This window comes from Brevibacillus sp. 1238, assembly GCF_029892995.1.
Classification (GTDB): Bacteria; Bacillota; Bacilli; order Brevibacillales; family Brevibacillaceae; genus Brevibacillus; species Brevibacillus parabrevis.
In genome coordinates this window covers 110,032-135,337 of sequence record NZ_JARXWC010000014.1, presented here as the reverse complement: position 1 = coordinate 135,337, position 25,306 = coordinate 110,032, and the positions used below count along the sequence as shown (strand labels likewise).

General features: G+C 48.9%; 25 protein-coding genes and 1 pseudogene. 9 read left to right on the top strand and 17 right to left on the bottom strand.

From position 1 onward, the window contains the following. Positions 1-120 precede the first annotated feature (120 nt). The gene (locus tag M2298_RS23990; RefSeq protein WP_122966268.1) at positions 121-1,569 is read right to left on the bottom strand and encodes a nicotinate phosphoribosyltransferase; all 1,449 of its coding nucleotides are present in this window, start codon (positions 1,567-1,569) and stop codon (positions 121-123) included. 144 nt (positions 1,570-1,713) lie between these two features. Between M2298_RS23990 and M2298_RS23985 the strand changes: the two genes are divergently transcribed. Both M2298_RS23985 and rluF read left to right on the top strand, forming a co-directional pair. Then, positions 1,714-2,385, top strand: a complete 672-nt coding sequence (locus M2298_RS23985) for an MOSC domain-containing protein (protein WP_122966269.1) — start codon at positions 1,714-1,716, stop codon at positions 2,383-2,385. Then, positions 2,375-3,064 (top strand): 23S rRNA pseudouridine(2604) synthase RluF, encoded by a 690-nt coding sequence (rluF, locus tag M2298_RS23980; RefSeq protein ID WP_242772648.1) that lies wholly within the window; start codon positions 2,375-2,377, stop codon positions 3,062-3,064. Before M2298_RS23985 ends, rluF begins: the two co-directional genes overlap by 11 nt. Before the next feature lie 69 nt (positions 3,065-3,133). Here rluF and M2298_RS23975 read toward each other — a convergent pair whose 3' ends face one another. After that, on the bottom strand, positions 3,134-4,567 hold the full coding sequence (locus M2298_RS23975; RefSeq protein ID WP_280649186.1) for an aminotransferase-like domain-containing protein: 1,434 nt from the start codon (positions 4,565-4,567) through the stop codon (positions 3,134-3,136). 113 nt (positions 4,568-4,680) lie between these two features. On the opposite strand from M2298_RS23975, the gene M2298_RS23970 reads away from it, so the two are divergent. Next, the gene (locus M2298_RS23970; RefSeq protein ID WP_173598674.1) at positions 4,681-5,610 is read left to right on the top strand and encodes a DMT family transporter; all 930 of its coding nucleotides are present in this window, start codon (positions 4,681-4,683) and stop codon (positions 5,608-5,610) included. Positions 5,611-5,636: 26 nt separating this feature from the next. Here M2298_RS23970 and M2298_RS23965 read toward each other — a convergent pair whose 3' ends face one another. From M2298_RS23965 to M2298_RS23955, 3 genes are all read right to left on the bottom strand, one after another. Next, positions 5,637-6,626: a DUF4367 domain-containing protein gene (locus M2298_RS23965; RefSeq protein WP_280649185.1), complete on the bottom strand. Its 990-nt coding sequence runs from the start codon at positions 6,624-6,626 to the stop codon at positions 5,637-5,639. Next, positions 6,604-7,176: an RNA polymerase sigma factor gene (locus tag M2298_RS23960; protein WP_122966273.1), complete on the bottom strand. Its 573-nt coding sequence runs from the start codon at positions 7,174-7,176 to the stop codon at positions 6,604-6,606. The genes M2298_RS23965 and M2298_RS23960 overlap by 23 nt, the downstream gene beginning before the upstream one ends. A gap of 193 nt (positions 7,177-7,369) precedes the next feature. Beyond that, positions 7,370-7,696, bottom strand: coding sequence for a DUF1904 family protein (locus M2298_RS23955; RefSeq protein WP_063230574.1), 327 nt, complete (start codon positions 7,694-7,696; stop codon positions 7,370-7,372). Positions 7,697-7,979: 283 nt separating this feature from the next. On the opposite strand from M2298_RS23955, the gene M2298_RS23950 reads away from it, so the two are divergent. After that, a complete protein-coding gene (locus M2298_RS23950) occupies positions 7,980-8,810 on the top strand; it encodes an undecaprenyl-diphosphate phosphatase (RefSeq protein WP_122966275.1) in 831 nt (276 codons plus the stop codon). Positions 8,811-8,911: 101 nt separating this feature from the next. On the opposite strand, the gene M2298_RS23945 is transcribed toward M2298_RS23950, so the two are convergent. Next, positions 8,912-10,966 (bottom strand): ABC transporter ATP-binding protein, encoded by a 2,055-nt coding sequence (locus M2298_RS23945; protein ID WP_242772652.1) that lies wholly within the window; start codon positions 10,964-10,966, stop codon positions 8,912-8,914. Between the two features lie 4 nt (positions 10,967-10,970). Then, positions 10,971-12,722: an ABC transporter ATP-binding protein gene (locus tag M2298_RS23940; protein ID WP_280649184.1), complete on the bottom strand. Its 1,752-nt coding sequence runs from the start codon at positions 12,720-12,722 to the stop codon at positions 10,971-10,973. A 454-nt stretch (positions 12,723-13,176) separates the two neighbouring features. Between M2298_RS23940 and M2298_RS23935 the strand changes: the two genes are divergently transcribed. Beyond that, the gene (locus M2298_RS23935) at positions 13,177-14,535 is read left to right on the top strand and encodes a TrkH family potassium uptake protein (RefSeq protein ID WP_122966278.1); all 1,359 of its coding nucleotides are present in this window, start codon (positions 13,177-13,179) and stop codon (positions 14,533-14,535) included. Positions 14,536-14,601: 66 nt separating this feature from the next. Here M2298_RS23935 and M2298_RS23930 read toward each other — a convergent pair whose 3' ends face one another. The 4 genes from M2298_RS23930 to M2298_RS23915 form a co-directional block, all read right to left on the bottom strand. Beyond that, on the bottom strand, positions 14,602-14,925 hold the full coding sequence (locus M2298_RS23930; protein WP_122966279.1) for a YciI family protein: 324 nt from the start codon (positions 14,923-14,925) through the stop codon (positions 14,602-14,604). 4 nt (positions 14,926-14,929) lie between these two features. Then, on the bottom strand, positions 14,930-15,388 hold the full coding sequence (locus M2298_RS23925) for a DUF6884 domain-containing protein (protein WP_173597132.1): 459 nt from the start codon (positions 15,386-15,388) through the stop codon (positions 14,930-14,932). A gap of 169 nt (positions 15,389-15,557) precedes the next feature. Continuing rightward, positions 15,558-16,064, bottom strand: a complete 507-nt coding sequence (locus M2298_RS23920) for a GNAT family N-acetyltransferase (protein WP_122966281.1) — start codon at positions 16,062-16,064, stop codon at positions 15,558-15,560. 138 nt (positions 16,065-16,202) lie between these two features. Continuing rightward, the gene (locus M2298_RS23915; protein WP_274874884.1) at positions 16,203-17,180 is read right to left on the bottom strand and encodes a LacI family DNA-binding transcriptional regulator; all 978 of its coding nucleotides are present in this window, start codon (positions 17,178-17,180) and stop codon (positions 16,203-16,205) included. A 196-nt stretch (positions 17,181-17,376) separates the two neighbouring features. Here M2298_RS23915 and M2298_RS23910 point away from each other — a divergent pair, with 196 nt between their 5' ends. Further along, a complete protein-coding gene (locus M2298_RS23910) occupies positions 17,377-18,024 on the top strand; it encodes a YczE/YyaS/YitT family protein (protein ID WP_280649183.1) in 648 nt (215 codons plus the stop codon). Positions 18,025-18,061: 37 nt separating this feature from the next. On the opposite strand, the gene M2298_RS23905 is transcribed toward M2298_RS23910, so the two are convergent. Further along, the gene (locus M2298_RS23905; protein WP_280649182.1) at positions 18,062-18,475 is read right to left on the bottom strand and encodes a hypothetical protein; all 414 of its coding nucleotides are present in this window, start codon (positions 18,473-18,475) and stop codon (positions 18,062-18,064) included. A gap of 725 nt (positions 18,476-19,200) precedes the next feature. On the opposite strand from M2298_RS23905, the gene M2298_RS23900 reads away from it, so the two are divergent. Continuing rightward, positions 19,201-20,286, top strand: a complete 1,086-nt coding sequence (locus M2298_RS23900; RefSeq protein WP_280649181.1) for an HNH endonuclease signature motif containing protein — start codon at positions 19,201-19,203, stop codon at positions 20,284-20,286. Between the two features lie 18 nt (positions 20,287-20,304). Next, on the top strand, positions 20,305-20,814 hold the full coding sequence (locus M2298_RS23895; protein ID WP_280649180.1) for an SMI1/KNR4 family protein: 510 nt from the start codon (positions 20,305-20,307) through the stop codon (positions 20,812-20,814). A gap of 78 nt (positions 20,815-20,892) precedes the next feature. Here the strand turns inward: M2298_RS23895 and M2298_RS28320 are convergent, their stop codons facing one another. Continuing rightward, positions 20,893-21,141: an IS3 family transposase gene (locus M2298_RS28320; RefSeq protein WP_481752862.1), complete on the bottom strand. Its 249-nt coding sequence runs from the start codon at positions 21,139-21,141 to the stop codon at positions 20,893-20,895. Between the two features lie 31 nt (positions 21,142-21,172). Here M2298_RS28320 and M2298_RS28315 point away from each other — a divergent pair. Next, positions 21,173-22,204 (top strand): annotated as a pseudogene (locus M2298_RS28315) (IS256 family transposase). A 379-nt stretch (positions 22,205-22,583) separates the two neighbouring features. Here the strand turns inward: M2298_RS28315 and M2298_RS23885 are convergent. The 4 genes from M2298_RS23885 to M2298_RS23870 form a co-directional block, all read right to left on the bottom strand. Continuing rightward, a complete protein-coding gene (locus tag M2298_RS23885) occupies positions 22,584-22,742 on the bottom strand; it encodes a hypothetical protein (protein ID WP_280649179.1) in 159 nt (52 codons plus the stop codon). 168 nt (positions 22,743-22,910) lie between these two features. Then, on the bottom strand, positions 22,911-23,321 hold the full coding sequence (locus tag M2298_RS23880) for a hypothetical protein (RefSeq protein WP_173597134.1): 411 nt from the start codon (positions 23,319-23,321) through the stop codon (positions 22,911-22,913). A 4-nt stretch (positions 23,322-23,325) separates the two neighbouring features. Next, positions 23,326-24,012, bottom strand: coding sequence for an ABC transporter ATP-binding protein (locus M2298_RS23875; protein ID WP_122966286.1), 687 nt, complete (start codon positions 24,010-24,012; stop codon positions 23,326-23,328). Further along, a complete protein-coding gene (locus M2298_RS23870) occupies positions 24,013-25,296 on the bottom strand; it encodes an ABC transporter permease (RefSeq protein WP_280649178.1) in 1,284 nt (427 codons plus the stop codon). It abuts the gene before it with no gap. Positions 25,297-25,306: the final 10 nt, after the last annotated feature.

Here is a 25,306-nt window from a genome sequence, read left to right as displayed (position 1 = left end):
AACTAAACAACCAGTCACCGATTCAATTTCGGCAACTGGCTGCTTAAATAGCTAAGGTGTTTTGATCCCTGTCCTACGGACGGGGGTCAGTCCCTGTTTTGCTGCACCGGGCGGCTGCTCCTATTTTTTCAAATACGCTTTCATCAACCTCGTTTTTGTTTCCCACATGTCTTCGCTAATATGCAAACGGTAATGCTCCGGGTTGAGCATCCGCAAATATTCCGGCCAGAACAGCTTGAGCTGTTCGCGATGGTACTCGCGGATTTCTGCAAGCGTCGGCAGTTGATACACCAGCTCCCCGGCGACAAACACCGGGATGAGCAAAGCTTCTGCCCGGTAACGGGTCAATTGCTTGTTCAAATACGGATGGCTTGGATTCAGCAACTGGACAGGTGCGCCTTGCGCAATCGTCGTTTCCTCCGGGAAGCACACGTAATCGGCAATCGCCTTGCCCGTGTCGGGGTCGATCAGTCTGTACATATCCTTGATGCCAGGGGTCGTCACTTTCTCCGGATTGCCGGAAATCTTGATCGTCGGCTGGAACACGCCATTGGCGTCCTCGCGCGCCACCAGCTTGTACACACCGCCGAGCGTCGGCTGATCTGCCGCCGTGATCAGCTGTGTACCTACGCCCCAGCTGTCGACTTTGGCTCCTTGCACTTTCAGGTTCATGATCGTATGTTCATCCAGATCGTTGGAGGCGACGATTTTTACATCGGTCAGCCCGGCTTTGTCCAGCATTTCCCGCGTCTTGGTGGACAGGTAAGCGAGGTCGCCGCTGTCCAGACGCACGGCTGTCAGCTTTTTGCCTTCCTGCGCCAGCTTTTTCCCGACCGATATCGCGTGCGGAACGCCGCTTTTCAACGTATCGTATGTATCCACCAACAGCGTCACCTGGTTCGGCAGAGCGTCGGCAAAGCGCTGGAATGCTTCTTCTTCATCCTCGAAGCTTTGCACCCAGGAGTGAGCGTGTGTTCCTTTTGTCGGGATGCCGAACATTTTTCCCGCAAGCATATTGGAGGTAGCGTCAAATCCGGCCAAATACGCCGCTCTCGTTCCCCACAGGGCAGCGTCTGCTTCCTGTGCCCGTCTCGTACCAAATTCCATCAGCACGTCGTCGCCCGCCACGTTTTTGATCCGGGAAGCTTTCGTCGCGATCAATGTCTGGTAGTTCATGTAGTTCAACAGGGCGGTTTCAACCAATTGCGCCTCCATGACGCGTCCTTCCACGCGGATCAGCGGCTCGTTCGGGAAAACCATCGTCCCTTCTTTGACGGAGTACAGCGAGCCTTGGAAACGCAAATTGCGCAATTCCTCCAAAAAGGCCGGGTTGTAGTTTTCTTCCTGTTCACGCAAATAGTCCAGGTCGCTTTCTTCAAAGCGCAAGTTTTTTATATAGTGTACGATTCGCTCCAGACCAGCGGAAACAGCGTAGCCATTTCCAAAAGGCAGCTTGCGGAAAAAAGCTTCAAAGACCACCTTCTGATTGTGCGTTCCGTTTACCCAGTGCGCGTACATCATGTTGATCTGATATTTATCTGTGTGCAATGCCACACCAAATGATTGCATATCGCGTAAGCCTCCTGTCAATTCCTTTCCATCATCATACCAGAACCTTCCCATAGTGCCCATCTGCCTTGGAGCCTAGAAAAAATATGATATAGTATGGAATAATGAAAAGAACCAAACGTGCGACCGGGAGTGGAAAAGAGCATGTCAGACCAAAAAATCGTTTCATTGTGTAAAGGGCTACCGAAAAATTTGAGCTACAACGGCAAGGACTTTCTCTCCGGAATCGGGAAAGACGAAGCCAGCGAGCTGGTTGTCCGCTTTGCAAAAATCGACGAAGACGACGTAGCGAATCACGCCTATCACGGCGGGCCTGATCGCGTCGTGTGCGCGTATCCTTTTGAACATTATGCCCATTGGGAAAAGAAATTCGGCCAACGCTTGACGCAATCGGCCTTCGGCGAGAATTTGACTATGTCCAACATGACAGAAGAACAGGTGTGCATCGGAGATATTTATCAAATCGGAGACACCATCCTGCAAGTGTCGCAGGGCAGATACCCTTGTGCCACCATCAACAAGCGCAACAACAACAATCTTTTGCTCAAGGCAGTCGTGGAGACGGGCTACACGGGCTACTTCTTCCGCGTTTTGCAGGAAGGCACGATCAAACCGGACTCAGCCATCACTCTATTGACTCCCCATCCCAAGCAAGTGACTGTCGCCTCCATTCACCATTTGTACTTCCACAACCAGTCGCTCTCGGAAGAAACGATTTCTACCATGCTGGAAATCGAGGAGCTGTCTTTGCCGTGGAAAAAGAAGCTCATAGAAAAACAACAGCAATTAGCGAAAGGAACTGTCCATGCGAATTAACAAGTTCATCAGTGAAACGGGCATCTGTTCGCGGCGGGAGGCCGACAAGCTGATCGATGCCAAACGAGTGACAATCAACGGCCTCGTTGCCGAGCTGGGGAGCACCGTCTCGCCTGGCGACGATGTGCGCATCGATGGCAATCCGCTCGGCGCGAAGAAAAAGCACGTCTATATCGCCCTGAACAAGCCTGTCGGCATCACGTGCACTACAGAGCTGCACGTCAAAGGAAACATCGTCGATTTCGTCAACCACCCGGAGCGCATTTTTCCCATTGGCAGACTGGACAAAGACTCGCAGGGACTCATCCTGCTTACCAATGACGGCGACATCGTCAACAAAATTTTGCGTGCGGAAAACAATCACGAAAAAGAATACATCGTCACTGTCGACAAGCCTGTGACCGCCACATTTTTGCATGGAATGGCAAACGGCGTGCGCATACTCGGCACGGTCACCAAGCCTTGCAAAGTCACCAAAGTAAACGAGCGCGTCTTCAATATCGTTCTCACCCAAGGCTTGAACCGACAAATCAGGCGCATGTGCCAGGCATTCGGCTATCAGGTGCGGCAGCTGCAACGCGTCCGCATCATGAACATCAGGCTGGGCAATTTGAAGATCGGGCAATGGCGCAACTTGACCAGCGAAGAGCTGAAGGAACTGAACAAAAACCTTTCCTGATTGCTGTTTGCCGAACGGCGAAAAAACCAAAAACAGACTCCGTTGCAGGGGTCTGTTTTTGGTCACGCTCTATTCTCCAGCCTGCGCCGTCAGGGAACGAACCTCGCTGACAAACCGCCTGATCCCCTCGCGCAGCTGCTGTTCATTCAGATAGGAAAAGCTGAGGCGAATCCACGAGGCAAGCTCCCTTTGCGGATCGCAAATGATGCCGGGCACAAACGTAATCGATTGCTCGATGCATTGGCCGAGCAGCTTTTCCATCGGCGTGGAATCCGGCAGCCTGATCCACAAGTTGAAGCCGCCTGTCGGACTGCTCCATTCCCAGTCTGTTGCGGCCAGCTCCTCCTCCATAATGTCTTTGCGCACAGCCAATGCCGTGCGCAGCTTCAGCAAATGCTGCTGCATCCGCTCCGAGAAGAAATAGTGCAAAAATATTTTTTGGTTCAAGAGCGGCGTCCCGCTGTCCGACAACGCTTTGGCGCTGAGCAGATACGCCATCAGCGAAGGACGGCAGGCGATCGTCCCGATGCCGAGTCCAGGAGCGACATATTTGCTAAAGCTGCGCAAATAGATGACATACCCGGACGTGTCGTAGGCAAACATCGGCAAAGGCGGCTCTTTCCCAAAGTAAAGATCGCGGCACGGATCATCCTCGATCAAGAGACACTGATACATCTCCGCCAGCTCTACCAGCCGCTTGCGCTGTGCAAGTGGAACCGTAAACCCCGTAGGATTGTGGAAAGTCGGATTGAGATAGAACAGACGCGGCTTGTGCGTCCGCATCAGTTGTTCGACCTGCTCCAGATCGTAGCCGTGCTGAGTGATCTCCACCGCCAGAATGTTCGCTCCCTGGCGCAAAAAGACGTCGATGGCCGGACTGTACGTGGGCCGCTCCAGCAAAACTACGTCTCTTGGCTTGACCAGCACACGCGCAATCAAATCAATCGCTTCCTGCGACCCGGACGTGACCATCAGCTCTTGCGGGGTCAAGTAAAAGCGAAACCGTTCCGTGTAATAGAGGCACAAAGCCTCCCGCAGTTCCTCGTCTCCTTGGGTAGTGGAATACGTGCCGAGCACTTTCGGATACAGGTCGAACACTTTTTTCACGTATTCCGAGAAGTACAGATTGGGCAGGAGATTCGGGTCAATCAGCGCTTTGGAAAACTGATAGGTCGCCTGGACCTGGTGAATTTCCGAAAGGTGGCTCCTCTGCACATAAGCAGACACAATCGGGTCATGCAGCGAGGCCGTCGCCAGCATGCCGCCCGGCTGAACGAAATAGCCGGATTTATCTTTGACGTAGACATAGCCTTTTTGCTTGAGCAGCTGATACGCCTTGAAAACCGTCAGGCGGTGCACATCCAGCTTCAGGGCCAATGCCCGCACAGAAGGGAGCTTTTCGTGTTCCTTCCAGTCTTTGCGTCTGATTCCGTCCAGCACGTAATCGTACACTTGTTCAAACAGCTTGTCGGCGTGCACGCTTGACAAACCTTCTCTTTTCATCCCGGCCAGCCCCCTCCCCTGCAATTGTAACGTCACTTTTCTTCAACTGTTCTATTCGATTTCATCTGTTCTATTCCTCTCCCTTTATGATGGGGAAAAGGAGGAATCACCATATGGTACTCGTCAATTATATCGTGATGTGCTTGATCTTCGGGACGACATTTTTAGCCATCAAAGTAGGGGTAGATGCCGGAGCGCCACCCTTTTTCTCGGCAGGCATCCGCTTTTTTCTCGCGGGACTGATCTTGTTTGCCTTCATGGTCTGGAAAAAGCAGGCCCGCGTCTCCCTTTTGTTGCGAAAAGAAATGCTGCTCACGGGATTGTGCCTGACCTTCGGCACGTTTGCCACCTTATACTGGGCAGAACAGCATATAAGCTCTGGCATCGCGGCAGTCTTGTCCGCTACCGCTCCATTGCTGGTCATGCTTTTGCAAACCCGGCTTTCGCGTCAAAAGCTGTCCGCCATCTCCTGGGCTGGCTGTCTGGCAGGCTTGGCAGGGGTCACGCTGCTGCTGTTGCCCGGTCTGACTTTTTCTTTCAGCGTGCTCTGGATCGCGGGCTGCATCGCCGTCCTGGTTGGACAGCTGTTTTATTCCGCAGGTGCGGTCTACTCCCGGCGCGTCTCCCAACAGTTCAAGGACGTCTCGCCCATTACGTTAAATGCCGCCCAGATGATGTACGGAGGTGTCCTGCTGCTTGTGATCTCCGCTTTTACCGAGCAAGTGCACACAGAGTTTCTGTTTTCGTCCCAGGCTGTGTTCTCGCTGCTTTACCTGATCTTCGTCGGCTCGATGATGGGACATTCGATCTTTTACTGGCTCGTGGCAAAAACCAATCCGCTCTTCCCATCCACTTGGCTGTATATATCGCCGCTGATTGCACTGACGCTTGGTGCCGTTCTTTACCAGGAGCCGCTTCACCTGTCTTCCTTGGCTGGAGGCTTGGCGATCATCGCCGGAATCGTCATGATTAATTTGAACGCGCTAAAGCAGCTTGTCAGCAAAAAAGCGCCGCTGGAACACGCAGAAAGCCCAACAAAGTAGCTTCACGGCCTTTGTTGGGCTTTTTTTTACTTATGCTCGTTCAATTGTTTGGCAAGCTTGATCAGCTCTTCCTTGGAAACCGTCGTGGCCTTGGCGCGAACGCTGTACTCCAGATCGCTCCCGTTTTTTATCCATACGATCCAGTGAAAATCGGGCTGGTTGTCCTCTTTGTACGTCATCAGAGCAGCTTCGTTTTTGCCAAGCATCACTTTTTCTACCCCAGTCGCATTGGAGCCAGTCTTTGCTCCAAGCTCTGCCTGGCGGACTTCGACGGTGATCCCGCCCTTTGCGCCTCTGTAGGCGACATGCACATAGTCAAACTTGTCAGAGGTCGGAATTTCCTTGACGACGTATTCTTTCTTGTTCTTGATCGCTTCTGCCTTCATCGCCGCCACATCGTACTTGTCGCTCGGCTTGTACTCGATTTCCCCTGATTCGAAGCGGAAAGCGCCGTTCAGCTCGGTCGGGAGTGCGAACCGTTTATCCGCGAGTTTTTGTTCCAGCTCCGCAAGCGCTGTGTAGGTGATCGCCTTGTAAAAGACATCTACGTTCGGATCGCGCAAGGAAATCACTTCTGCGTTTTCGTCCTTTTTCTCCTGTTTCGGCAGCCAGTAAATCGCGGCTGATGTTCCCGGCTTGAGCTGGTCAAGAATCTCGTTGATGATGTTGCTCCTGCGCTCGGCATCCGCTTCTGCTTGTGCCAATTCATTTTGCATCTCCACAGGAAGTCCTTCTGTCTTCGATGTAATCTCTGTTCCTTTCCCCGTATCCATTTCCATCACGACTTCGCCTTTTTCGTTCTTCAACTGGATGACTTCCATGCCCGCCCATACAGACGAGGCTCCCGCCAACAAGCCAATCGTCAGCAACACCCCGATTTTTTTCTTCACCTTTTTGTCCTCCTCGATTTTTTTCGCTGCGATGGCAGCCATCACTTTCTGTTTCACATCGACTTTCGGGACTGGCTTGGCGGCTAAAAGCTCGTGCAGTTGTTTATACGGATTGTCGCCCATCATTTGCCACCCCTCCCATCGCCGGAAAATAGCGCTTGCATTTTTTCAGCAGACGTTCGAATTGCTTGCGCAAAGCTGCCGGCTTTTTGTCCAGCAAGACAGCTATTTCCTCGTAATCTTTTTCCTCCAGCACCCGCAAATACAGAAGTGTCCGCTCTTCCGCCGTCAGCTTCGACCAAATACGCTCCAACGGCTCTCCCAAATAGTCGTGGTCGATTTTTTCCTCGACAAAATTTCGCCCCTGCTGCTCGCCGCTGTACAAAAAGGGCAGCACGCGAGCCAGCTTTCTGCGCTTGAGCACATTGGCGCAATGGTTAAATGAGATTTTATAAATCCACGCTGAAAAAGACAGCGAGTAAGTGTATTGCTCCAGCCGCTCATAGGCGCGAAACAAAATTTCTTGTACAGCATCTTCCGCATCCTGCCGATGGCCCAGCATGTGATAGCAGTAGGCAAAGATCGGCTGTTGATAATGATCGATAATGACTTCGAATTGCTCCATCGCACCCGCTTTGATCTCCTGGAGCAAATATTCGATTTGCGCTTTCTCCACACTCCTGCCTCCCTTCCCTATGAATAACAATCGGGATCTCTTGTTTGTGACATGAATTTTTTGAGAGTAGAAAAAAAGGGCGCTTCATCCGTCTCGTACTCTCGGATGAAGCGCCCTTTTGCAACTGTGTTTGCTCTTCTCTTGTCGAATCTGTCATTTCTTTCCCGGGAAATCGACAGCGGCTGTCAGCTTCCTAAAAATGCTCGCCGTTGGCATAGTAGCTTTCTTTTTGATAAGGGACAAAAGCCATCTCGACTTCCGGAATGCCGAGCGAGAGAACATGCCGGGTCACAATCCGGGCAAACTGGTCGCGCGTTTCTTGTCCGCGCTCAAACCAGCCAATTTCGATAAACGGAAAAGACTCTACTACTTTCCCGCCAAAAACGCCTGTCGTCTGCAAGCATTCGATTGTAAAATTGTCGGTACCGCATTGGCATAAAGCGGCAAGCTCCTCTGTCAGCGGCTCGCTGATCGTCGCCATTTGCTCGGCTTGTATGCCGCGAACGATAAGATGTGGCATGCTTGAACCTCCTGTTGGTCAAAAAGCGATTTCTTCTATCATACCGTTCGGCAAGGAAAATGAGTAGTCTGTCCCGAGTTTTTACAAAGCGGCAACAAACCTTTTCAAAAACGAAATGAAACGTTTACGATTTGTCGCAAAATGTTAATCAAGGCTCTTTGCACAAAGAATGTTGCTATTGACATCGCTGTTACATTATCGCCACAATAAGATAGGCATCTTGACCATGTCTATAAAAGCATAAACATAAAGCACGCCAATCAGAAAGGTGAGTACAGTACATATGGATTTTTGGAATATTTTCGTAGCCTTCGTGCTCGGGCTTGTCGAAGGCTTGACTGAATTTGCTCCTGTATCTTCTACCGGGCATATGATTATTGTGGACGATACGTTGCTTCACTCCAAAGAACTGTTTTCTTCGGAAGTAGCGAATACCTTTAAAGTCGTCATCCAGCTCGGCTCGATTTTGGCGGCTGTGATCGTGTTCAAAGACCGTTTTCTCAGTTTGCTCGGATTGAAAAAAATGTCGCCAGATGGCAACGGCCCCGGGCACAAGCTCCGTCTCTCGCAAGTCATTGTGGGGCTGCTGCCGGCAGCTGTACTCGGACTGATTTTTGAAGACTATATCGACGAGTACCTCTTTTCGATCAATACCGTGCTGATCGGGCTTGTCGCAGGCGCCCTCTTGATGATCGCAGCCGACTGGTTCAGACCGGGACGTCCGAAAGTAACCACTGTTGACCAAATGACGTACAAGCAAGCGTTCTTCATCGGACTGTTTCAATGCATCGCGCTCTGGCCCGGCTTCTCCCGCTCCGGATCGACGATTTCCGGCGGCGTGCTTCTCGGTCTCAGCCACAGAGCCGCATCCGACTTTACTTTCATCATGGCGGTTCCCGTCATGGCTGGCGCCAGCTTTTTGTCGCTGTTGAAGCACTGGCAATACATCACTGCCGACTCCTTGCCATTTTTCATCGTCGGATTCATCAGCGCCTTCTTGTTTGCCTTGCTTGCGATCCGCTTCTTCCTGAAGCTGATCAACCGGATCAAACTCGTGCCGTTTGCCCTGTATCGCATCGCACTGGCTGCTGTCATCTACTTCTTTATTATGTAGAGGTCGCCATCCAAATAAAAAAGCTGCCTTTGGCCGTTGAAGCGCCCCCTGAAAGCTGGACACAACAGGGGGGCTTCCGGCAAGGCAGCTTTTTCTTTTCCTCAAGCTGGCGAACTGTCCAAACGCGCAGCGTTGGCAACCAGCGGCTGCGTTTCCTTTTGACCGTGCTGCAACTGATACATCTGATAATACTTGCCGCGTTTCTCCATCAATTCATCGTGCCTGCCCCGCTCGACAATTCTGCCCCGATCCAGCACAAGAATCTGATCGGCGTTTTTGATCGTGGACAATCGGTGCGCGATGATAAAGGTCGTGCGTCCTTTTTTCAGCACTTCCAGGGCGTTTTGAATGATGCCTTCTGTCTCCGTGTCAATGCTCGCCGTCGCTTCATCCAGGACGAGAATCGCCGGGTCGAACGCCAACGCTCTGGCAAAAGAAATCAGCTGACGCTGCCCCAGCGAGAGCGTGCTCCCTTTTTCAATGACTGGCTCATCAAAACCGCGCGGCAATGTGCGCAGCAGTTGATCTGCTCCGACGTCCCGAAGCGCTTTCTCCACTTTTTCCGCAGTAATATCCGGATCATCGAGACTTACGTTGGAGCGGATTGTCCCGGTAAACAAAAACGGGTCCTGCAACACGATCGCCATATGCTGGCGAATTTGCTGCTTGGGCAAATCGCGGACGTTGCGCCCGTCGATCGAGATCGTTCCGCGGCTGGCGTCATAGAAGCGGAACAGCAAGTTGATGATCGAGCTTTTCCCCGAGCCTGTGTGGCCGACCAGTGCCACCGTTTCGCCCGGCCATGCCTCGAACGAGATGTTTTTCAGCACGTACTGGTCATCCTGGTAGGCAAAGGAGACGTCGTCGAACCGGACGCTGCCCTCATAGCACGGGATTGTGCCTGTATCGACCTCGATCCCTTTCTCATCCAGCAGCTCGAATACCCGCTGTGCCGCAACCAGCGATTGCTCGAAGTTCGCCAGTTGATTCACGATTTGAGTAATCGGCTGGAACAGGCGATTGAGGTAATCGACGAATGCGTAGAGGACGCCGAGCGAAAACAGCGTGCCCACGCCAAGAGACGCTCCGCCGAAGTACCAGATAAACAGCACAAACGCCGCATTGCGCACCAGTTGCACCAGGTTAAAGGAAGCCGTAGCGTTGAGTCGCAACATTTTGTTTTGATACGAAAACAGCTCCTCGTTCAATTCGCCAAATTCTTGCATCGTCTTTTTTTCTCTGCGAAACGCCTGGATGATCGGCATCCCTTGAATCGATTCGTTGATCATGCCGTTAATGTCGCTGATCCTCGCCCGGATCACATGGTTGAAGGCAGAGGCTCGTTTGCGATAATACACAATCCATACGGCCATAATCGGCAAAATCAGCAAACAGACGAGGGCGAGCCTGACATCGAGCAAAAACAGCGCCACGAATATTCCGATCAAGTAAATGCCGCTGGTGAAAAAGGACGCGAGCACGTTGGCAAACAACTCGCGAATCGCTTCCGTGTCATTCGTCACACGCGCCACGATTTTTCCCGCAGGCAAATTGTCAAAATACGTAATCGGTAGCCGCTGGATATGGGCAAATACATCGACTCGCAGCTTGCGGATGACCAGATTGGCCGATTTTTGCAGCAAGATTTTTTGCCCGTAATGGAACAGACCCGCGACCACCAGCAAACCGAGATAAGCAGCAGCCAAAACGAGCAGACCGCTCGTCTCCGGTCGAAAGAATCCGAACAGCTCCTGATTGCTGAGCGGCAACACCGGATAGACCGCTTGCCGGGAACCGCTCTGAATCGTCAGCTTTCCATCCGCTATCGTGCGCTGACCGTCAAAAGCAAGTGGCTGTTCGAGAAAGTAGTAGTCCCGCCCTACTTGCAACACCCGCACTTCCTGTCCTGTGCGCTCTCCTTCTGCCAGGTGATCTTGCCGTGTATACCATTTCTCCCGGTACAAAACGGAATCGGAGCGCTGCTCTGTCTCATACCAAGGAAACTCGATCCCCAAAATATGCGTGTCGATCATTTTTTTCGCCAAAAACGGCCCTGTCAGCTCTGCGCCTACGGCAACTGACAGCATCAAAAGTGCAAGCAAAATCGTCCTTTTAAACAGCAATGCATAGTGCAACAACCTTTTTCCCGTACTCATCCGTTCACCCGCCTTCTGTCAACTGCGCTTCGATTTGCTGCTTCTCAAACTGCTCTTTATACCAACCGCCCCGGGCCAAAAGCTGCTCATGCGTCCCTTCTTCGACGACTTTTCCCTCATCCATGACGAGAATCCAGTCGGCATGGGCAACAGCGGACAGGCGATGCGTGGCAATCAAGGTGGTCTTGCCTGCCCTCTCGCGGCGAATGTTGGCGATCATCTCGGCTTCTGTCTTGCCGTCTACGGCTGACATCGCATCATCGAGTATCAAAATCTCCGGGTCGGTCATCAACGCTCGCGCGATGGACACCCGCTGCTTTTGACCGCCGGACAGTGCCACGCCTTTTTCGCCTACCAGCGTGTCGAGTCCCTCCGGCAAAAACTGAACGTCTTTCGCGAACGCTGCCAGCTTCAGTGCTTCTTGCAGCTGATCTTCGGTGCCGTCCTGCTTGCCGAACATCACATTTTCCCGCACGGACCTGGAAAACAAGATCTGCTCCTGCGGCACGTAGCCGATCCAGCTTTTGATATTGTCCAGCTCAATCTGCGCCAGCGGAATTTGGTTGATGGTGATTGCGCCTTGCCCCAGCGGAAATTCCCGGAGCAGCTGCCGGAGCAGCGTCGATTTGCCGCTTCCGGTTCGCCCGACAATGCCGAGTGTCTGGGAACGGTTCAGAGTAAACGAAATGTTCTTCAACTGATCTTGCACCGTTCCCGGATAGCGAAAGCTCACTTGCTCAAAACGAATCGCCTCCGGTTTGGCAAGCCTTGCCGGCTGCGCGTGATCGGTCACATCCGCTTCGTACGCCAATGTCTCGTTCACGCGATCCAGCGAGGCGCTTCCCCGCTGCAAGACGTTGATCAGCTCGCCAATCGCAAACATCGGCCAAATCAGCATCCCCAGGTACACGTTGAACGAAACCAGCTCTCCCAGTGTCAGCTCCTGCCGGAAAACGAGATAGCCGCCGTAGATCAGCCCGATCATGTAGCTGATGCCAACCAGTATTTTCACAGTCGGCTCAATCAGCGAGTCGACTTTGGCGACCTCCATATTTTTTTGAAACACTTCCCGCGTTTTGTTCGAAAAGCGCTCCTGATCCGCCGTCTCCTGCACATAGGCCCGAACGACCCTGACGCCCGCGACTGATTCCAGCACCCGGTCATTCAGCTCGCCAAAAGAGTCTTGCGCCTTGGAAAAGCGCTCGTGAATTTTTTTGCCGTACTGATTGATCGCATACGCCATGATCGGCAAGGGCAAAATGGCAGCCAGCGTCAGCTTCCAGCTAATAAAAATGCCCATCGTCAAAATAATTACACCCGTGAAGCTGGCCGAATCAACCAAGGTGAGAATGCCGAAGCCCGTCGTCATCGAGACGGCCTTCAGATCGTTCGTCGCCCGTGCCATCAGGTCGCCTGTGCGATTGCGCTGATAAAAAGTCGGGGTCATGCGCAAAAAATGGGTCATCAGCTTGGAACGAAGCGTTCGCTCGGCCAGAAAAGCCCCGCCGAACAGCTTGCAAATCCACACGAAGTTGATGAGGTACGTCACGATAGCAAGAACGATATAAAACAGCAGGATGCTCCACAACCGCTCCCCCGTCAACGTGCCCAGCTGCATTTCGTCGATCGCCACTCCGATAATTTTTGGCGGAATAATTTCCAGGATGCCACCCAAAATCAGCAGCAGAATCGCTGCTGTGTAGCGTTTCCAATGCTCCTTGAAAAACCAGTCCAGCTTTGTTAAAACCGAAAACATCTGCCGCTCTCTCCTCTCGTCTCAACCGGGTTTTCTCCTTTTGGAGGCGAAAAAAGGCATATCGCCACAAGGGGCAACATGCCTTTTTATCCGACCAAAAAGAATCAAATAAAAAAGCGCAGGCTACAAAGACAGTAACCTGCGCCATTTGATGGAGTTAGGGAAAAACTACATAGCTTGCATCAAAGGAGGGGTTACGTCATGTATGCAGTTGTTCATTTGCTTCATTACACTGCGTTTCATGACAGACCCACCTTTCTTAACATTTTTCGATTTCCAATTAATACATTCTGAACTTTATCACCGATTTGCCTGAATTGTCAACAAATATTTTTGGATGGATAAAACCGTCTCCTCCGCAAAAATCATGAAAATGTCAACAACGGGCATTTTTGCTCGCAATCTTTTTTTGGTATGATTACCTTCATGAAGTTTATTCAGGAGGCCATTTATTTTGTTATCTTCCAATCAAAAACGCCGTTTGACTTCCGTACAAATCATCGTGTTTTCCTATGTCGCGCTGATTCTGGTCTCGTCGTTGCTGCTCTGCTTGCCGTTTTTCCATAACCCCGGAATCTCGCTCTCGTACATCGATTCGCTGTTTACGGCTGCGAGCGCCATCAGCGTGACCGGGTTGACCGTGATCACGATTCACGAGGTGTTCAACCAGTGGGGCATTTTGTTTTTGACCTTGCTGTTTCAGGTCGGCGGGATCGGGATCATGACGTTGGGCACGTTTTTCTGGATGTTGCTGGGCAAGCAAATCGGTCTGGAGCAGCGTATCTGGATCGCGACGGACCACAACCGCTCCACGTTGTCCGGGCTTGTCGACCTGATGCGCAACATTCTCGTCATGGCACTGATCATCGAGTTGATCGGCACGATCCTTTTGGGGAGCCACTTTATGATCGCCGGTTATTACACCGATTGGTACGACGCGTTTTACCACGGCTACTTTGCCTCCGTCAGCGCTTTTACCAACGCGGGCTTCGATCTGCACGGCAATTCCCTGCTCGGCTTTACGCACGACTACATCGTTCAGACCATCGTCATGCTGCTGATTATTTGCGGAGCGATCGGCTTCCCGGTACTCGTCGAGCTGCGCACGTATTTTTCTTATCGCCGTGCCAAAGCACGCTTCACCTTTTCCTTGTTTACGAAAATTACTACGCTGACCTTCTTTTCCTTGATTGTCATCGGCGCTGTGCTCATCTACGTTTTTGAACGGCAGCATTTTCTCGCCGACAAATCGTGGGATGAATCGCTGTTCTACTCTTTGTTCCACTCGGTTTCCTCGCGAAGCGGCGGCTTGTCTACTACGGAAATCAGCCTGTTTTCCACGCCGACGCTCATCATGCTGTCTGCGATGATGTTCATCGGTGCCTCGCCGAGCAGCGTGGGCGGCGGGATTCGGACGACGACGTTTTTCGTGCTGATCGCAACCGTTTTCGCAAACATGCGCGGCTACAAGGACGTGAAAGTATTCGGACGGGAACTGGTCGATGAAGACATCATGCGGTCGTTCGTCGTCTTTTTCATCGCCATCGTCCTGGTGTTTATGGCCGTCATCATGCTTGTCTGGCTGGAAGACTTGCCGTTCCAGCACATTTTGTTCGAGGTCTGCTCGGCGTTTGGTACGACCGGGCTGTCTACCGGAATCACGACCCAACTGGGAGCGCCGGGCAAGCTGATTCTGATTATCATCATGATGATCGGGCGGGTCGGCATTATCAACCTGCTGCTGTTCTTAAAGCGCGATGACCGCATCGCACGCTATCACCATCCAAAAGAACGGATCATCATCGGGCAGTAAACAAATCTCGTTTCAACCAGCAAGAGCCTGGCGCGTTTTTTGGCGCACAGGCTCTTCGGCTTTTTTCTACTTTTCCCACTGGCTGTTGTACAGGGCAACCCGATACGGATACAGCTCGGCTGTCATCACTTCCTGTTTGACAGCGGGATCGTTTGCCATGACAGAAGCAGCCGCTTCCTCCGATTCAGCCAGAAAAATCGCGATGCCAAATGTCGTCTCGTCCATGTTTTGCGTGCGCCCGGCGAGGATCAGCCGATTTTCTGCGAGCAACTGTTGCAAATAGCGGAAATGCTCTCCGACAATTTCATGCTCTCTGTCCGTCCAGTTCGCAGGCTCCAGCAGCCGGGGCACGAGCTTTAGCTTGTACAAAAACTGTTGCAGTGAATCCATCCTCTCATCCCTTTCCTATTTCTTCTTTGTCAGCCACTGCCTTGTTCAGCTTTTGCAGCATGAAGCCGATGCCTTTGCAATCCGCAAGCGGAAAATGGCTCCGCTCTTCGCCAAACACGGCATGCATAATCCCGGTGAACTTTTTCCCGCCGAGCATGACGACCTCGTCCACATCGTCTAGCTGCTTGTCCTGCGCTTGCCGGATCAGCTCGTCAATCGTCACGATCTCCTCGCTCTTCGTTCCGAAAGCCACGTCGTAGTTTTCCGGGACGATATCGCTCGGCAATAAAAAACCGTGCTTGGCCGACAGGATGGCCCATTCCTGAAAAAACGTCCGGGCGTATGCCTGGCTTGCTTTGTGAAACGCGCTTTGGTAGACGTGCTGCGCCTCTGTCGCTTTCGCCTCGGGCAGCACATCCCAGATTTTTTTCGCTCCGCAGGCGATGATGCACAACCGTCTCACTGTTGATGTTCTGTCCTTTCCTCCCGCCTGGCGCTCATCCGCCGTGCAGCGTGCTTTCTTTACTTAGTATAGCAAGAAACCGCCCATGCTGCGGCTGTTGGCTATTGTATCCAAATAAAAAAAGGCTTTGCCAAAACATGCTGGCGAAGCCGTCTGTCTATGAACTTTTTTAAATGGCTTGAACGTCATCTTCCCAGCGCGGGCTTTCCGTTGCCGGATGCGCCATGGGCCAAACAGGCAGTTCCAATACGTGACGATGCTTGCCCGGACCATAGTAATCTTGTTCGGCGCGCGCCAGGCGAAAACCGTGGGCAGACAAAGCGCGAACGGAAGAATGGTTCGTCTCGCTCACCGTAACCAGCACCGTCCGCAGCGTCGGGAAGCGGCGCAATGCTTGCAATCTGGCTTCAATCAGACGTTTGCCGATGCCTTGTCCTTGAAAATCTTTGCGAACATTGCTGAACAACAGCCAGCCTGTCGTCTGGTACATGTCGATGCCTGCACAGCTGAAACCGATCAGCTCGCCACCGCTTGTCGCTTTGAAGATCAGCTCGGGAAACAGCTCCATATATTTTTTCAGCTCATGCAAATTCATGCGATCTGGCAATGTCAGGTCGGCCAGCGTAATCATCTCGGCAAAATCTTCTTTTTTGGCGCATTCAATCCGTACTTCCATCCATTCTTCGCCCCCTGTCCAGTTGCCTTCGTCTATTCCACTCTAGCAAGCGGATATAAAGCAGGGATGGATAGCGTGTGAATGAAATGTAAATTCGTGTAAGTTGATCGTCTGTGCTGTTTTTAAAAGGAGAAGGCTTTAGGTCGTTCTTCTCTCCACGAGAATCGGGGCCAGCTCTCTTGACTCTTTTTTGCTCGACGGATGCAAAATTCTTTCGTACAGCATTTCAAAAGCGTAGTTTCCCATCAAGGTACTCGGACTGGAAACCGTCGTGATTTCCAACAGCTCGCCGACAGGCTGGTCGTCGCAGCCTACGATAGCGAGGTCAGACGGGATGCTGATCCCAAGACTGCCAGCCTCTTTCACAATCCCTGCGGCAATATGGTTGCAAGACACCAGCAGGGCAGACGGCGGCTCTTTCATTTGCTGGATATGGCGAGCGACGTCTTTTCCGTCCTGCACGATCAGACAATCTTCAAAAGCCCAGTCAGCCGATGGCTTCACACCTACTGAGCGAAGCATGTCGTGGTAAGCGCGCTTGCGATGAGCGCTGTTGAAGCTGTTTTTTCTGCCGATGCAATAGCCGATTTTCCGATGCCCTTTGCTGATCAAATACTCCATGCCGATTTGGAAGGTCAAATAGTGGTCGATGTGGACGCTGGACACGCTGGCTGTCTGGTTGGCTTCACACGTGATGATCGGCCCGTATTCGGCGTACTCGTCAAGCAGCTCGCAAGAAGTGGACCGCGAGCACATGATCAGCCCGTCCATTTTCTTGTTTTTCAACAGACGCAAAATGTTGTGTTCCTGTTCAGGTACATTGTTTGTTTGGCAAACCATCAGATTGTACTGATGACGGGCTGCCTCTGCGGCAATGCCTTCGATGATCGAGCTGTAGTATTGATTGTTGACGAGCGGAAGCGTGACGCCGATCACTTTCGTTTTTCCGGTCGACAAATGGACGGCATTGCTGTTTTGCACATAATTCAATTCCGCGATAATCCGCATGATTTCCGCGCGTTTTTGTTCATTGACGTACGGATGATTGTTCAGGACGCGCGACACCGTGGAGACCGATACTCCCGCCAGCCTTGCTATTTCTCGAATGTTAGCCACTCCCAATTACCCCTCTGTTCATTCGAACCGTTCTTCTCTCCATCATAACGAGAATCCCCTCCTTTGCACCAGTTGAAAAGCTTGCCGGATCGCTGTGAAAGTGCAGCCAACTTTTCCGGGCAAATTTTTTGCTTGCTCTGAAAAGCGTTCCACACCGTATTCTACTTCCAACGATCTTGAAAGGAGCTATGCCCTCGTGTTTCGCTTCAAATTTGAGTATCTGCTGTTTGTCGCAGGTTTGCTGATTCTTGCCCTCGGCATCAATATGATGACGACCATTACTTCGTTCGGTCTCAGCCCTTATGATTCCCTGTTTATTGCCCTGTTCCAAAACTTCGGAGTGTCGATTGGCTTCTGGATGTTTGTGATTAACTTTACGTTTGTATGCATCGTCTTTTTCATGGATCGGCGTTATATTACGATCGGGGCCGTCGTCGTCATGGTTTTGATTTCTGTCTTCGTAGACATGATCGGCTCGATCGATGCGCTGATGGACGGCATCCGCTCGCTTCCGCCGCTTCTGACCCTGATCCTGGGCAATCTGTGCATCGGCAGCGGCATCGGGCTGTATGTGTGCACACAAGTATGCACCGCGCCGCAAGAGGCTTTCGTGCTCGTCGTCTCGCAGCGAATGAAGTGGACGTTCAGACGGACAGAAATCTCGCTCGCCTGCCTGTTTTTGACGCTCAGCTTTTTGCTGGATGGACCGATTTATTACGGAACGATCGTGCTGTCGTTTACCACCGGCTACATCATCCAGGCAGCGATCAATGCCGGAAACAAGCTTCTGTCTTTCGTCAATCGCGGGAAAGAAGGGCAGGTGCAGCAAGGAATTAGTGAGTGAGCCAGCTAGAGAACGACAAAATGACATCAAAAAGCCGTCAGTCAGCTGACGGCTTTCTAGCGCCTGCGCAGGGCTGTTCATGTGCAGGTTTGTTTTGCTTTTTAACGCAACCTACTGTCCCATCATGCGAATAAAAATAAGTAGCCAGCCAATGATAGAACAGCCCAAAGGTGCCCTTGGGATCAATCAATTTCACAGGCCGAGAATCGGATTTTGAATAAAATTCCATTTTCGGCGTCAATTCTGTCATAATAAGATGGAAGCTGACACCTAGGTTATTGTGATCTAACTTTGCTCGGGGGTCTATCATGATGAAAACAATAAGCCCGTTCAAACTGATTCTTTTCTTAGTTCCTGTATTGCTTGTAGTTATCTTAATCATTTCAATCAATACTTCTTCGAAAGAAAAGTATGTGAAAATTTTCGAGTCAAACGATCCAGCTGTAATCAATGAACTATCCCAACACAAATTTCGCTATATAATTGAAAAAGATGGTTCAGTTTGGATACATGAAGAAGACCAATATAAATACGCTATGTGTTGCACTTAATAAAGCGATGATAGTTTCTCGCAAACAAAGCTTCCTCCTCAAAGCAGTCACAAATGACAATGTTCAATCTGACATTGTCATTTTTTGTTGGAACAGGATAAAGGCCATCCTTTTGACCAATGAAACTGAGAAAACAAGCTAGAGAGGCATTGCGACTCGTACTGAGACTGAGTCAACCATTCCTAGAAGTCCAAGGTTTCATCTGTTTCCGTCCTGCGTTGTAGCACCAATCAATCTCCCCTACCATTCAAACTTGATTATTTTTTGTTTTCACATCGTTTCGTTATATGAAAGAAACGTTGATTTTATGCGATTTTTAACGATTAACCTTTTATGCCATTTCGTTCTTTATCGTATAGAAATGGGCAAAATATGGGCACTATCCGAAATCCGGAGATGCCCTCTTTTTATGGATCACATCGGTCAAAAGCCTTCTTGCCTCAAATCTTTACTTCCACAGCACTTAGAGAAATGTTTATACCGTAGTTCCAACCAATCTGTCCCTTTGTCGGTCACCTTATTATTCAAGCTTGACAAAATCGAACATTATAATGCACATATTGACATTATATGCCACTATCAAATACTATAAAAATTGAATTATGAAAAAAAAGTAAATTAAGGAGTGAAATGGATAAAAAAGACTTTTTTATCATTAATGGCGTTTTCTTTACTTGCATTAAGTCCCATGGGCTCTGATGCAGCACACCCCAAAAAAAGTAGCCCAGCAACAATTGAAGAAAAATTAAGTAGTGGTACTGCAAAAATAGTTGCTTCTACTGTATTTACAATATCATCTGATGAAGTTAATGCACTTCGTTCATCTAAAACTAACGAGCAATTGCTCACTGAAGAAGAACTTCTTTCGAAAAGTAATGAAGCTTTGGACGCAGTAATGAATGAACTAGAAGAAAATGTAGACAAACTATATAATGAACGTCTTGAAGAATGGATGGAGGCAATTCAAGCCGGGAAAAATCCTTATAAAGGTGTGAATAAGCTTACAGACAATAAACTTCTAGCAAGAAAAGCATATGGGGTTGAAGTGGTTGCTAGTTTAGCGGCCGATGAAGCAAACCACGAACTAGTTGTGATTACCGAAATAACTGATATCGACGGAATTCCCCCCGCTATTGTTACCGGCACTGCAAAACTTGAATACGCTGATAAGCGCACAAAAAGTTTTCGTACAGAAGACTCATCTAAATTCACTTTCACAGCTGGTAAGAATTTATATGAGGGTAGTAAAATTTACAGTGATCCAGTAAGTGTTGATACTACACATTTTTGGAGAGTAGTTGGGGCAAGCGTTGGTACGTGGTCTGATGGTGTTACCAAATCATATTATGACGTAAGTCAGGCAGCCTTGCTTAACAAAAAAGCTGTAGTATATCCTGCCTATGAGGACGAAGATAGTGATCTTGTAATGTTTGAACCGGATCGTGCAGACCTCCCTTGGGTACCTGCTAATCAACGTGAGCCTAGAGATCCTGATGTGAGAGATAATTTTGTTGATTGGTATGAGAATGAGTATGGCAGACCAAGTTTTAGTTGGAGTAACGTAGATATCCATCATATTATCCCTCTTGCATATGGAGGAGACAATGGTTATGATAATTTAATACCATTGCCTAAGAACTTTCACCGCAAAGAGGTTACTCCTTGGTGGGCTAGTTACGGCAAATATGTACCTTCTGGTGATGACTATTAATTTTAAGGGTGATTTTCCTTGGCAACCAATTTAGCTCAATTGGTATTGGATGGATTAAAAAAGAGACTAGATAACAATAATCAAATAACCGTTCAAAAAAAGGGCGGGAAAATTTATACTGCTCAATTTACATTTAATCCACCTGCCACAGAGGAACTTGTTATAAAATTCTCAAGAGAAACTCACTGGCACTTACCACCCGACTTTAAAAATTTTCTGCTTCTCCATAATGGTGCTAGATTATTCGAAAATACAAAAACTGGTGGCGGGTATGAGTTACTCAGTCTGTATGAAATTCCAGACAACCATCTAGATTATATGCCGAAAAATTGGTATCCTATTTCAATCAACAATGGTGATTACATTTTTATTGACTCTGATAAAGCTAAAAATGGTCAAACCAACTATTTGGTGTGTTTTAATCATGATGATGTCTCAACTACTGAAGGTCATTATTTAAAAATGACCTTTGAAACGTGGCTAGATAAATTAATTATTACACAAGGTGCAGAGTTTTGGACCTGGTAAAAGATTGTTTCTCTGAATATCGAGAAACCCTGCAAATTGGTCATAACCCTGTCAAGTAGACTGCCTAAAAACATATAGTTACGCGGCGATCGCTTCCCGATACTCAATCGGGGAACGGTCGCCTAGTTTTTTCTGAAAACGATTCTGATTGTAGAAGACAGTGTATTTTTCAAAAGAGTGATTTAATTCCTCAAGTGATTTTGCCGAGCATCGATACATCATTTCTGCCTTCAGATGAGAAAAGAATGACTCGATACAGGCATTATCTGGGTCTGTACAATAAAATGTGTAACCTCTTAAACCAGTGAAAGATGGAAATACTAACATCATAGAATCGATCTGGTTGGAGGACAAATATATGAAGAATAATTTCTGGACCAAACAAGTGCTGCGTCAGTTTGTAAAGGAGCACAATTTTACATCCCCGGAGCAGAGCTCCAAGCGACATTAAAGGAACTCTTTAAAGATGTGTTGCAAGAAGCGTTGGAAGCCGAACTGGATACCCAATTGGGCTATGACCGACACGATGTGAAAAACAAGCAAACAAAGAACAGCCGTAACGGCTACACGAAGAAAACCGTAAGCTCCGAATATGGCGATGTGGGGATTCAGGTGCCGCGCGATCGACTTGGCGAATTCACCCCTGTTGTCGTCAAAAAGCACCAGACGAATGTGACAGGAATCGAGGAGCAGATCATCGCCATGTATGCCAAAGGAGTAAGCACACGGGATATCCAGGATCACCTACGCTAATTTCCAATGTCACGAATAAAATTGTTCCCCTCATTAAGGACTGGCAAAACAGACCCTTGCAAAGTGTCTATGCAGTCGTTTTTCTTGACGCGATTCACTTCAAGGTCAAACAAGAAGGACATATTGTCAACAAGGCTGCCTATATGGTCATGGGTATTGATCTGGATGGGAACAAAGATGTTTTGGGCATATGGATTGGTGAAAATGAGTCGGCCAAATTCTGGCTTACTGTATTCAATGAGCTGAAAAATCGCGGTGTACAGGATATTCTTACAAGGCAGCAACCGAACAAGCTGCACAGCTAGAGCTTGACCGTTTTGAAGAATGATGGGGCGACAAATATCCGCTTATCGTACGTTCATGGCAGCAAAATTGGGAAGAATTAGCGACGTTATTCAAGTACCCGCCCGAACTGCGAAAATTGATTTATACGACGAACATGATCGAAAGCTACCACAGGCAACTACGCAAGGTGACAAAGGGCAAAAGCATCTTTCCGAAAGACGAGTCCCTGCTCAAGATGCTCTATCTTGCTACGATGGATGTACTTCGAAAGTGGACAGGACGTGTACAGAACTGGGGACAAATTTTGTTGCAGTTGACCGTGTATGATCCAGAGCGTGTCCAGATACGCTAAGAGCGGCTTTACTTGGAGGGTGGGCATGGTGGGGGCTGTCTGCCAATGCGAGAAGGAATTCACCAACTCGCCGTATCGCAAGGACAGTCATGCCCACAGAGGCTCCAAGTCAAGCTGCGGTGCGACGAGTTGCTAGTTTTGGTTTTACTAGGTTACATAAATTTCTTGACAGACTCTGAATGATAAAAAGACATCCAAAAAAGCCGTCAGCCAAATGACGGCTTTCTCGCGCCTGCGCAGGACTATCAATCGCGCGGGCGTGACTTTTTATTTGTGCCGCTCGCTACTGCTTGCACTGCTCAGGCAACGACCTCGTACTATCAGGCTTGTCATCAATCTATCCCTGCCCACCGAACGCTTTTTTCTTCAAAAACATGCCCTACCATGCAAATAAAAACACGTAGCCAGCGAGTACGAAAACAGCCCAGAGGGAGCCTTGCAGCAGTTCCATGACAAAATGCTCGAACTCGTCCATTTCTTCTGCCCTGCCGATGCTTTTCCACAGACTGACGACCGGAAGCAACAACGCCAAGAGCATCGCGGCAACGGACATCCGCTTGTTTTTCTTGCGCGCGAGGCAAAAGACGGCTGTCCCTGCTGGTATGAGGAAAAATAGGTAATAGATCGCCCAAAACCATCCGGGCAGGCTCTCCCAGTCATGTTGTCCCTCCTGTCTCCGTGTTTGTACACGCTTATTCTGAAAAAGCTACTCTACACTTTCCAATGATATTATATATTTTCCATTTGTATCCTTGTTGGTATGATATTGCACTCGCCATTTTCCCTTTATAGGCGTTACCTCGAGTTTTTCAGCATAAATCTGGTCTTTGGTCACCTCTCCAGACTGAACCAATCTGTTGTTTGGATCGAACAGTTCAAAAGTAAGGCTTCCACCATCCAAATTAATCTCATGTTTGACAAGCAGTGTATCGTATTTAGTTTTGTTAACGGTAATTTCCCTAATCACCTGTTTATATTTTTCCTCATATTCATTGGACAAAAAGACACCTTCTGCTGACCGCATAAAATGTTCTTGATAAAAAAAGGAATAGTAGCTGATTCCCACCGCCAAAGCGATAAAGACGGCAATTAAAACGATCCTCCATTTCCTTTTCATACCGTTATCTCTCCTTCTTTCGATCTTCTGTAATGACTCCATCTACAATGTTGATGATTCGTTTTGTATATCCGGCGATTTTTTCATCATGGGTAATGACAACAATACTTTTGCCTTCTTCATTCATTTGACAAAGAAGCTCCATTAACTGCGCTCCATTTTTTTGGTCCAACGCACCTGTTGGTTCATCAGCCAGGATCAGCTCTGCTTCAGCAGTCATAGCACGTGCAATGGCAACTCTTTGTTTTTGGCCACCCGACAGCTTGGATACATTTTTATCGCTCAAGTCAGCAATCCCGAGTTTGTGCAAATAATAGTCTACTTTTTCCTTCTTTTCCTTGAGGCTCATTTTTCGTTTAAACAAGGGCAGTGCCACATTTTCATATACGCTAAAATTGTGCATTAAGGCGAAGTTTTGAAAGACAAAGCTGACCGTTTTGTTTCTGATCTGGCTTAATTCTCTATCGTTTAATTTTTGGATCAAAGTGCCATTTAGCCTGTATTCTCCTTCACTCGGTATATCCATGCAACCCATAATGTTCAAAAGGGTCGATTTACCTGAGCCAGATGGACCCATGATAGAGACAAATTCGCCTTTATCCATGCGAATAGTCACTTGTTTTAAGGCTACAGTTGCATACTCTGCTTGCCCGAATACTTTCGAAACATTATCAAGTTCGATGAATGCCATTCAGTCTCTCCCCCCTACTAACTCTCGAAGTTGGAGTTTTTTTATCCGAAGCAACGGGATGAACACGGAAGAAAGAATAACCAGGATGGATACAAGCATGACTTTACCGTATAAAGGGAAAGCAAACATCTCCAGCTTTATATTCGCTACCGATGAATCTTCGAAAGCTTCCATCACGTAATTCAGCATAACCCCGGAAACTGCTGAAACCGTTACTATCCATACAAGTTCCATGAGAATAATCATGGAAATATCCCTTTTGGTTGCACCTGCCACCATCCTGACTCCCAGTTCATGCTTTCGGGCGTGAATCGACGAAAGCGTCACCGAAACGATTCCAATGATGGAGATCACTAAAAAGAACATCCCCATGAACAGGGAGAAATTGCTGACTTGCTTCCTGTTTTCCCTGTAAGCCTGCAACTCGTCACCAACTGTTGCCAGCGTTGGATTTATGCCTAATTCTCTCCCCTTTTCTAAAATGGCCGCCGAGACTTGATTGAACATTTCTACGGAATCCAGTTGGATGAAGGTGTTATGCATTCTCACCGCTACATCCATCGGCTCGCTTTCCCTGACAATCGGAAAAAACGGAGCAAGAAAAAAGTTGTCCAGGTTATCGTCCGGATCAGCAATGTAATCATTTCCAGATAACCATTCACTCCTCTGCTCAAGAACTCCAACAACTTCGTACACGATTTTCTTTTCATGGATGATGGTCTCAAACCGATCACCAAGATTGATGACATCCCGGTAGTTATATCCGATCAAAACCGGGATAACGTCACCGTCCTTTTTGGTGAAATCCGCTTCACCCAGTGGCCTTCCGTTAATGATCTTGAATTTTGCATATGAATAGATGCCTTTATCTAAAAAAACGATCTTGCTATTTTCAATCGCATTCTCCAACCTTGTTCCGGCATACTGTTTTTTGTTTTGTTCAAGAAAAGCACGTTGGTTCGGCAAATTTTCCGGTGTGATGGAGGTCGTATCAAAGGAGCCGTACCTCTGCACTCCAGGCGTTTGTTTGATAAAATTCTCCAAGTGACTAAATCGTTCTGCAAACCATTCTGTGTCATCCACATCCGCAAAAGACAACCGCAACGTTGTATCTTTATCCATCTGCATTACCGCAAATAGCTTTTTCTCTTGATAGTGCACGACGTCCATGGAAATAAACGCATGGTTCATCACCCAAAAGGAAAGCACAAGCTGTGTCATCATCAGAAAAACAGACAGCTTTCTTTTCCACATGGATGAAATAGCAATGGAAAGGTGCTCCATTTCTCTTCTC

Excerpts from the sequence above, each read along its gene's own strand:
- M2298_RS23985 (WP_122966269.1), top strand. The coding sequence starts at position 1,714 with ATGTCAGACCAAAAAATCGTTTCATTGTGTAAAGGGCTACCGAAAAAT.
- M2298_RS23930 (WP_122966279.1), bottom strand. The coding sequence starts at position 14,925 with ATGGATTCACTGCAACAGTTTTTGTACAAGCTAAAGCTCGTGCCCCGG.
- rluF (WP_242772648.1), top strand. The coding sequence starts at position 2,375 with ATGCGAATTAACAAGTTCATCAGTGAAACGGGCATCTGTTCGCGGCGG.
- M2298_RS23870 (WP_280649178.1), bottom strand. The coding sequence starts at position 25,296 with ATGGAGCACCTTTCCATTGCTATTTCATCCATGTGGAAAAGAAAGCTG.
- M2298_RS23940 (WP_280649184.1), bottom strand. The coding sequence starts at position 12,722 with ATGTTTTCGGTTTTAACAAAGCTGGACTGGTTTTTCAAGGAGCATTGG.
- M2298_RS23885 (WP_280649179.1), bottom strand. The coding sequence starts at position 22,742 with ATGCTCTTGGCGTTGTTGCTTCCGGTCGTCAGTCTGTGGAAAAGCATC.
- M2298_RS23975 (WP_280649186.1), bottom strand. The coding sequence starts at position 4,567 with ATGAAAAGAGAAGGTTTGTCAAGCGTGCACGCCGACAAGCTGTTTGAA.
- M2298_RS23950 (WP_122966275.1), top strand. The coding sequence starts at position 7,980 with ATGGATTTTTGGAATATTTTCGTAGCCTTCGTGCTCGGGCTTGTCGAA.
- M2298_RS23990 (WP_122966268.1), bottom strand. The coding sequence starts at position 1,569 with ATGCAATCATTTGGTGTGGCATTGCACACAGATAAATATCAGATCAAC.
- M2298_RS23875 (WP_122966286.1), bottom strand. The coding sequence starts at position 24,012 with ATGGCATTCATCGAACTTGATAATGTTTCGAAAGTATTCGGGCAAGCA.
- M2298_RS23970 (WP_173598674.1), top strand. The coding sequence starts at position 4,681 with ATGGTACTCGTCAATTATATCGTGATGTGCTTGATCTTCGGGACGACA.
- M2298_RS23955 (WP_063230574.1), bottom strand. The coding sequence starts at position 7,696 with ATGCCACATCTTATCGTTCGCGGCATACAAGCCGAGCAAATGGCGACG.
- M2298_RS23920 (WP_122966281.1), bottom strand. The coding sequence starts at position 16,064 with ATGGAAGTACGGATTGAATGCGCCAAAAAAGAAGATTTTGCCGAGATG.
- M2298_RS28320 (WP_481752862.1), bottom strand. The coding sequence starts at position 21,141 with ATGTTAGTATTTCCATCTTTCACTGGTTTAAGAGGTTACACATTTTAT.
- M2298_RS23945 (WP_242772652.1), bottom strand. The coding sequence starts at position 10,966 with ATGAGTACGGGAAAAAGGTTGTTGCACTATGCATTGCTGTTTAAAAGG.
- M2298_RS23880 (WP_173597134.1), bottom strand. The coding sequence starts at position 23,321 with ATGAAAAGGAAATGGAGGATCGTTTTAATTGCCGTCTTTATCGCTTTG.
- M2298_RS23965 (WP_280649185.1), bottom strand. The coding sequence starts at position 6,626 with ATGATGGGCGACAATCCGTATAAACAACTGCACGAGCTTTTAGCCGCC.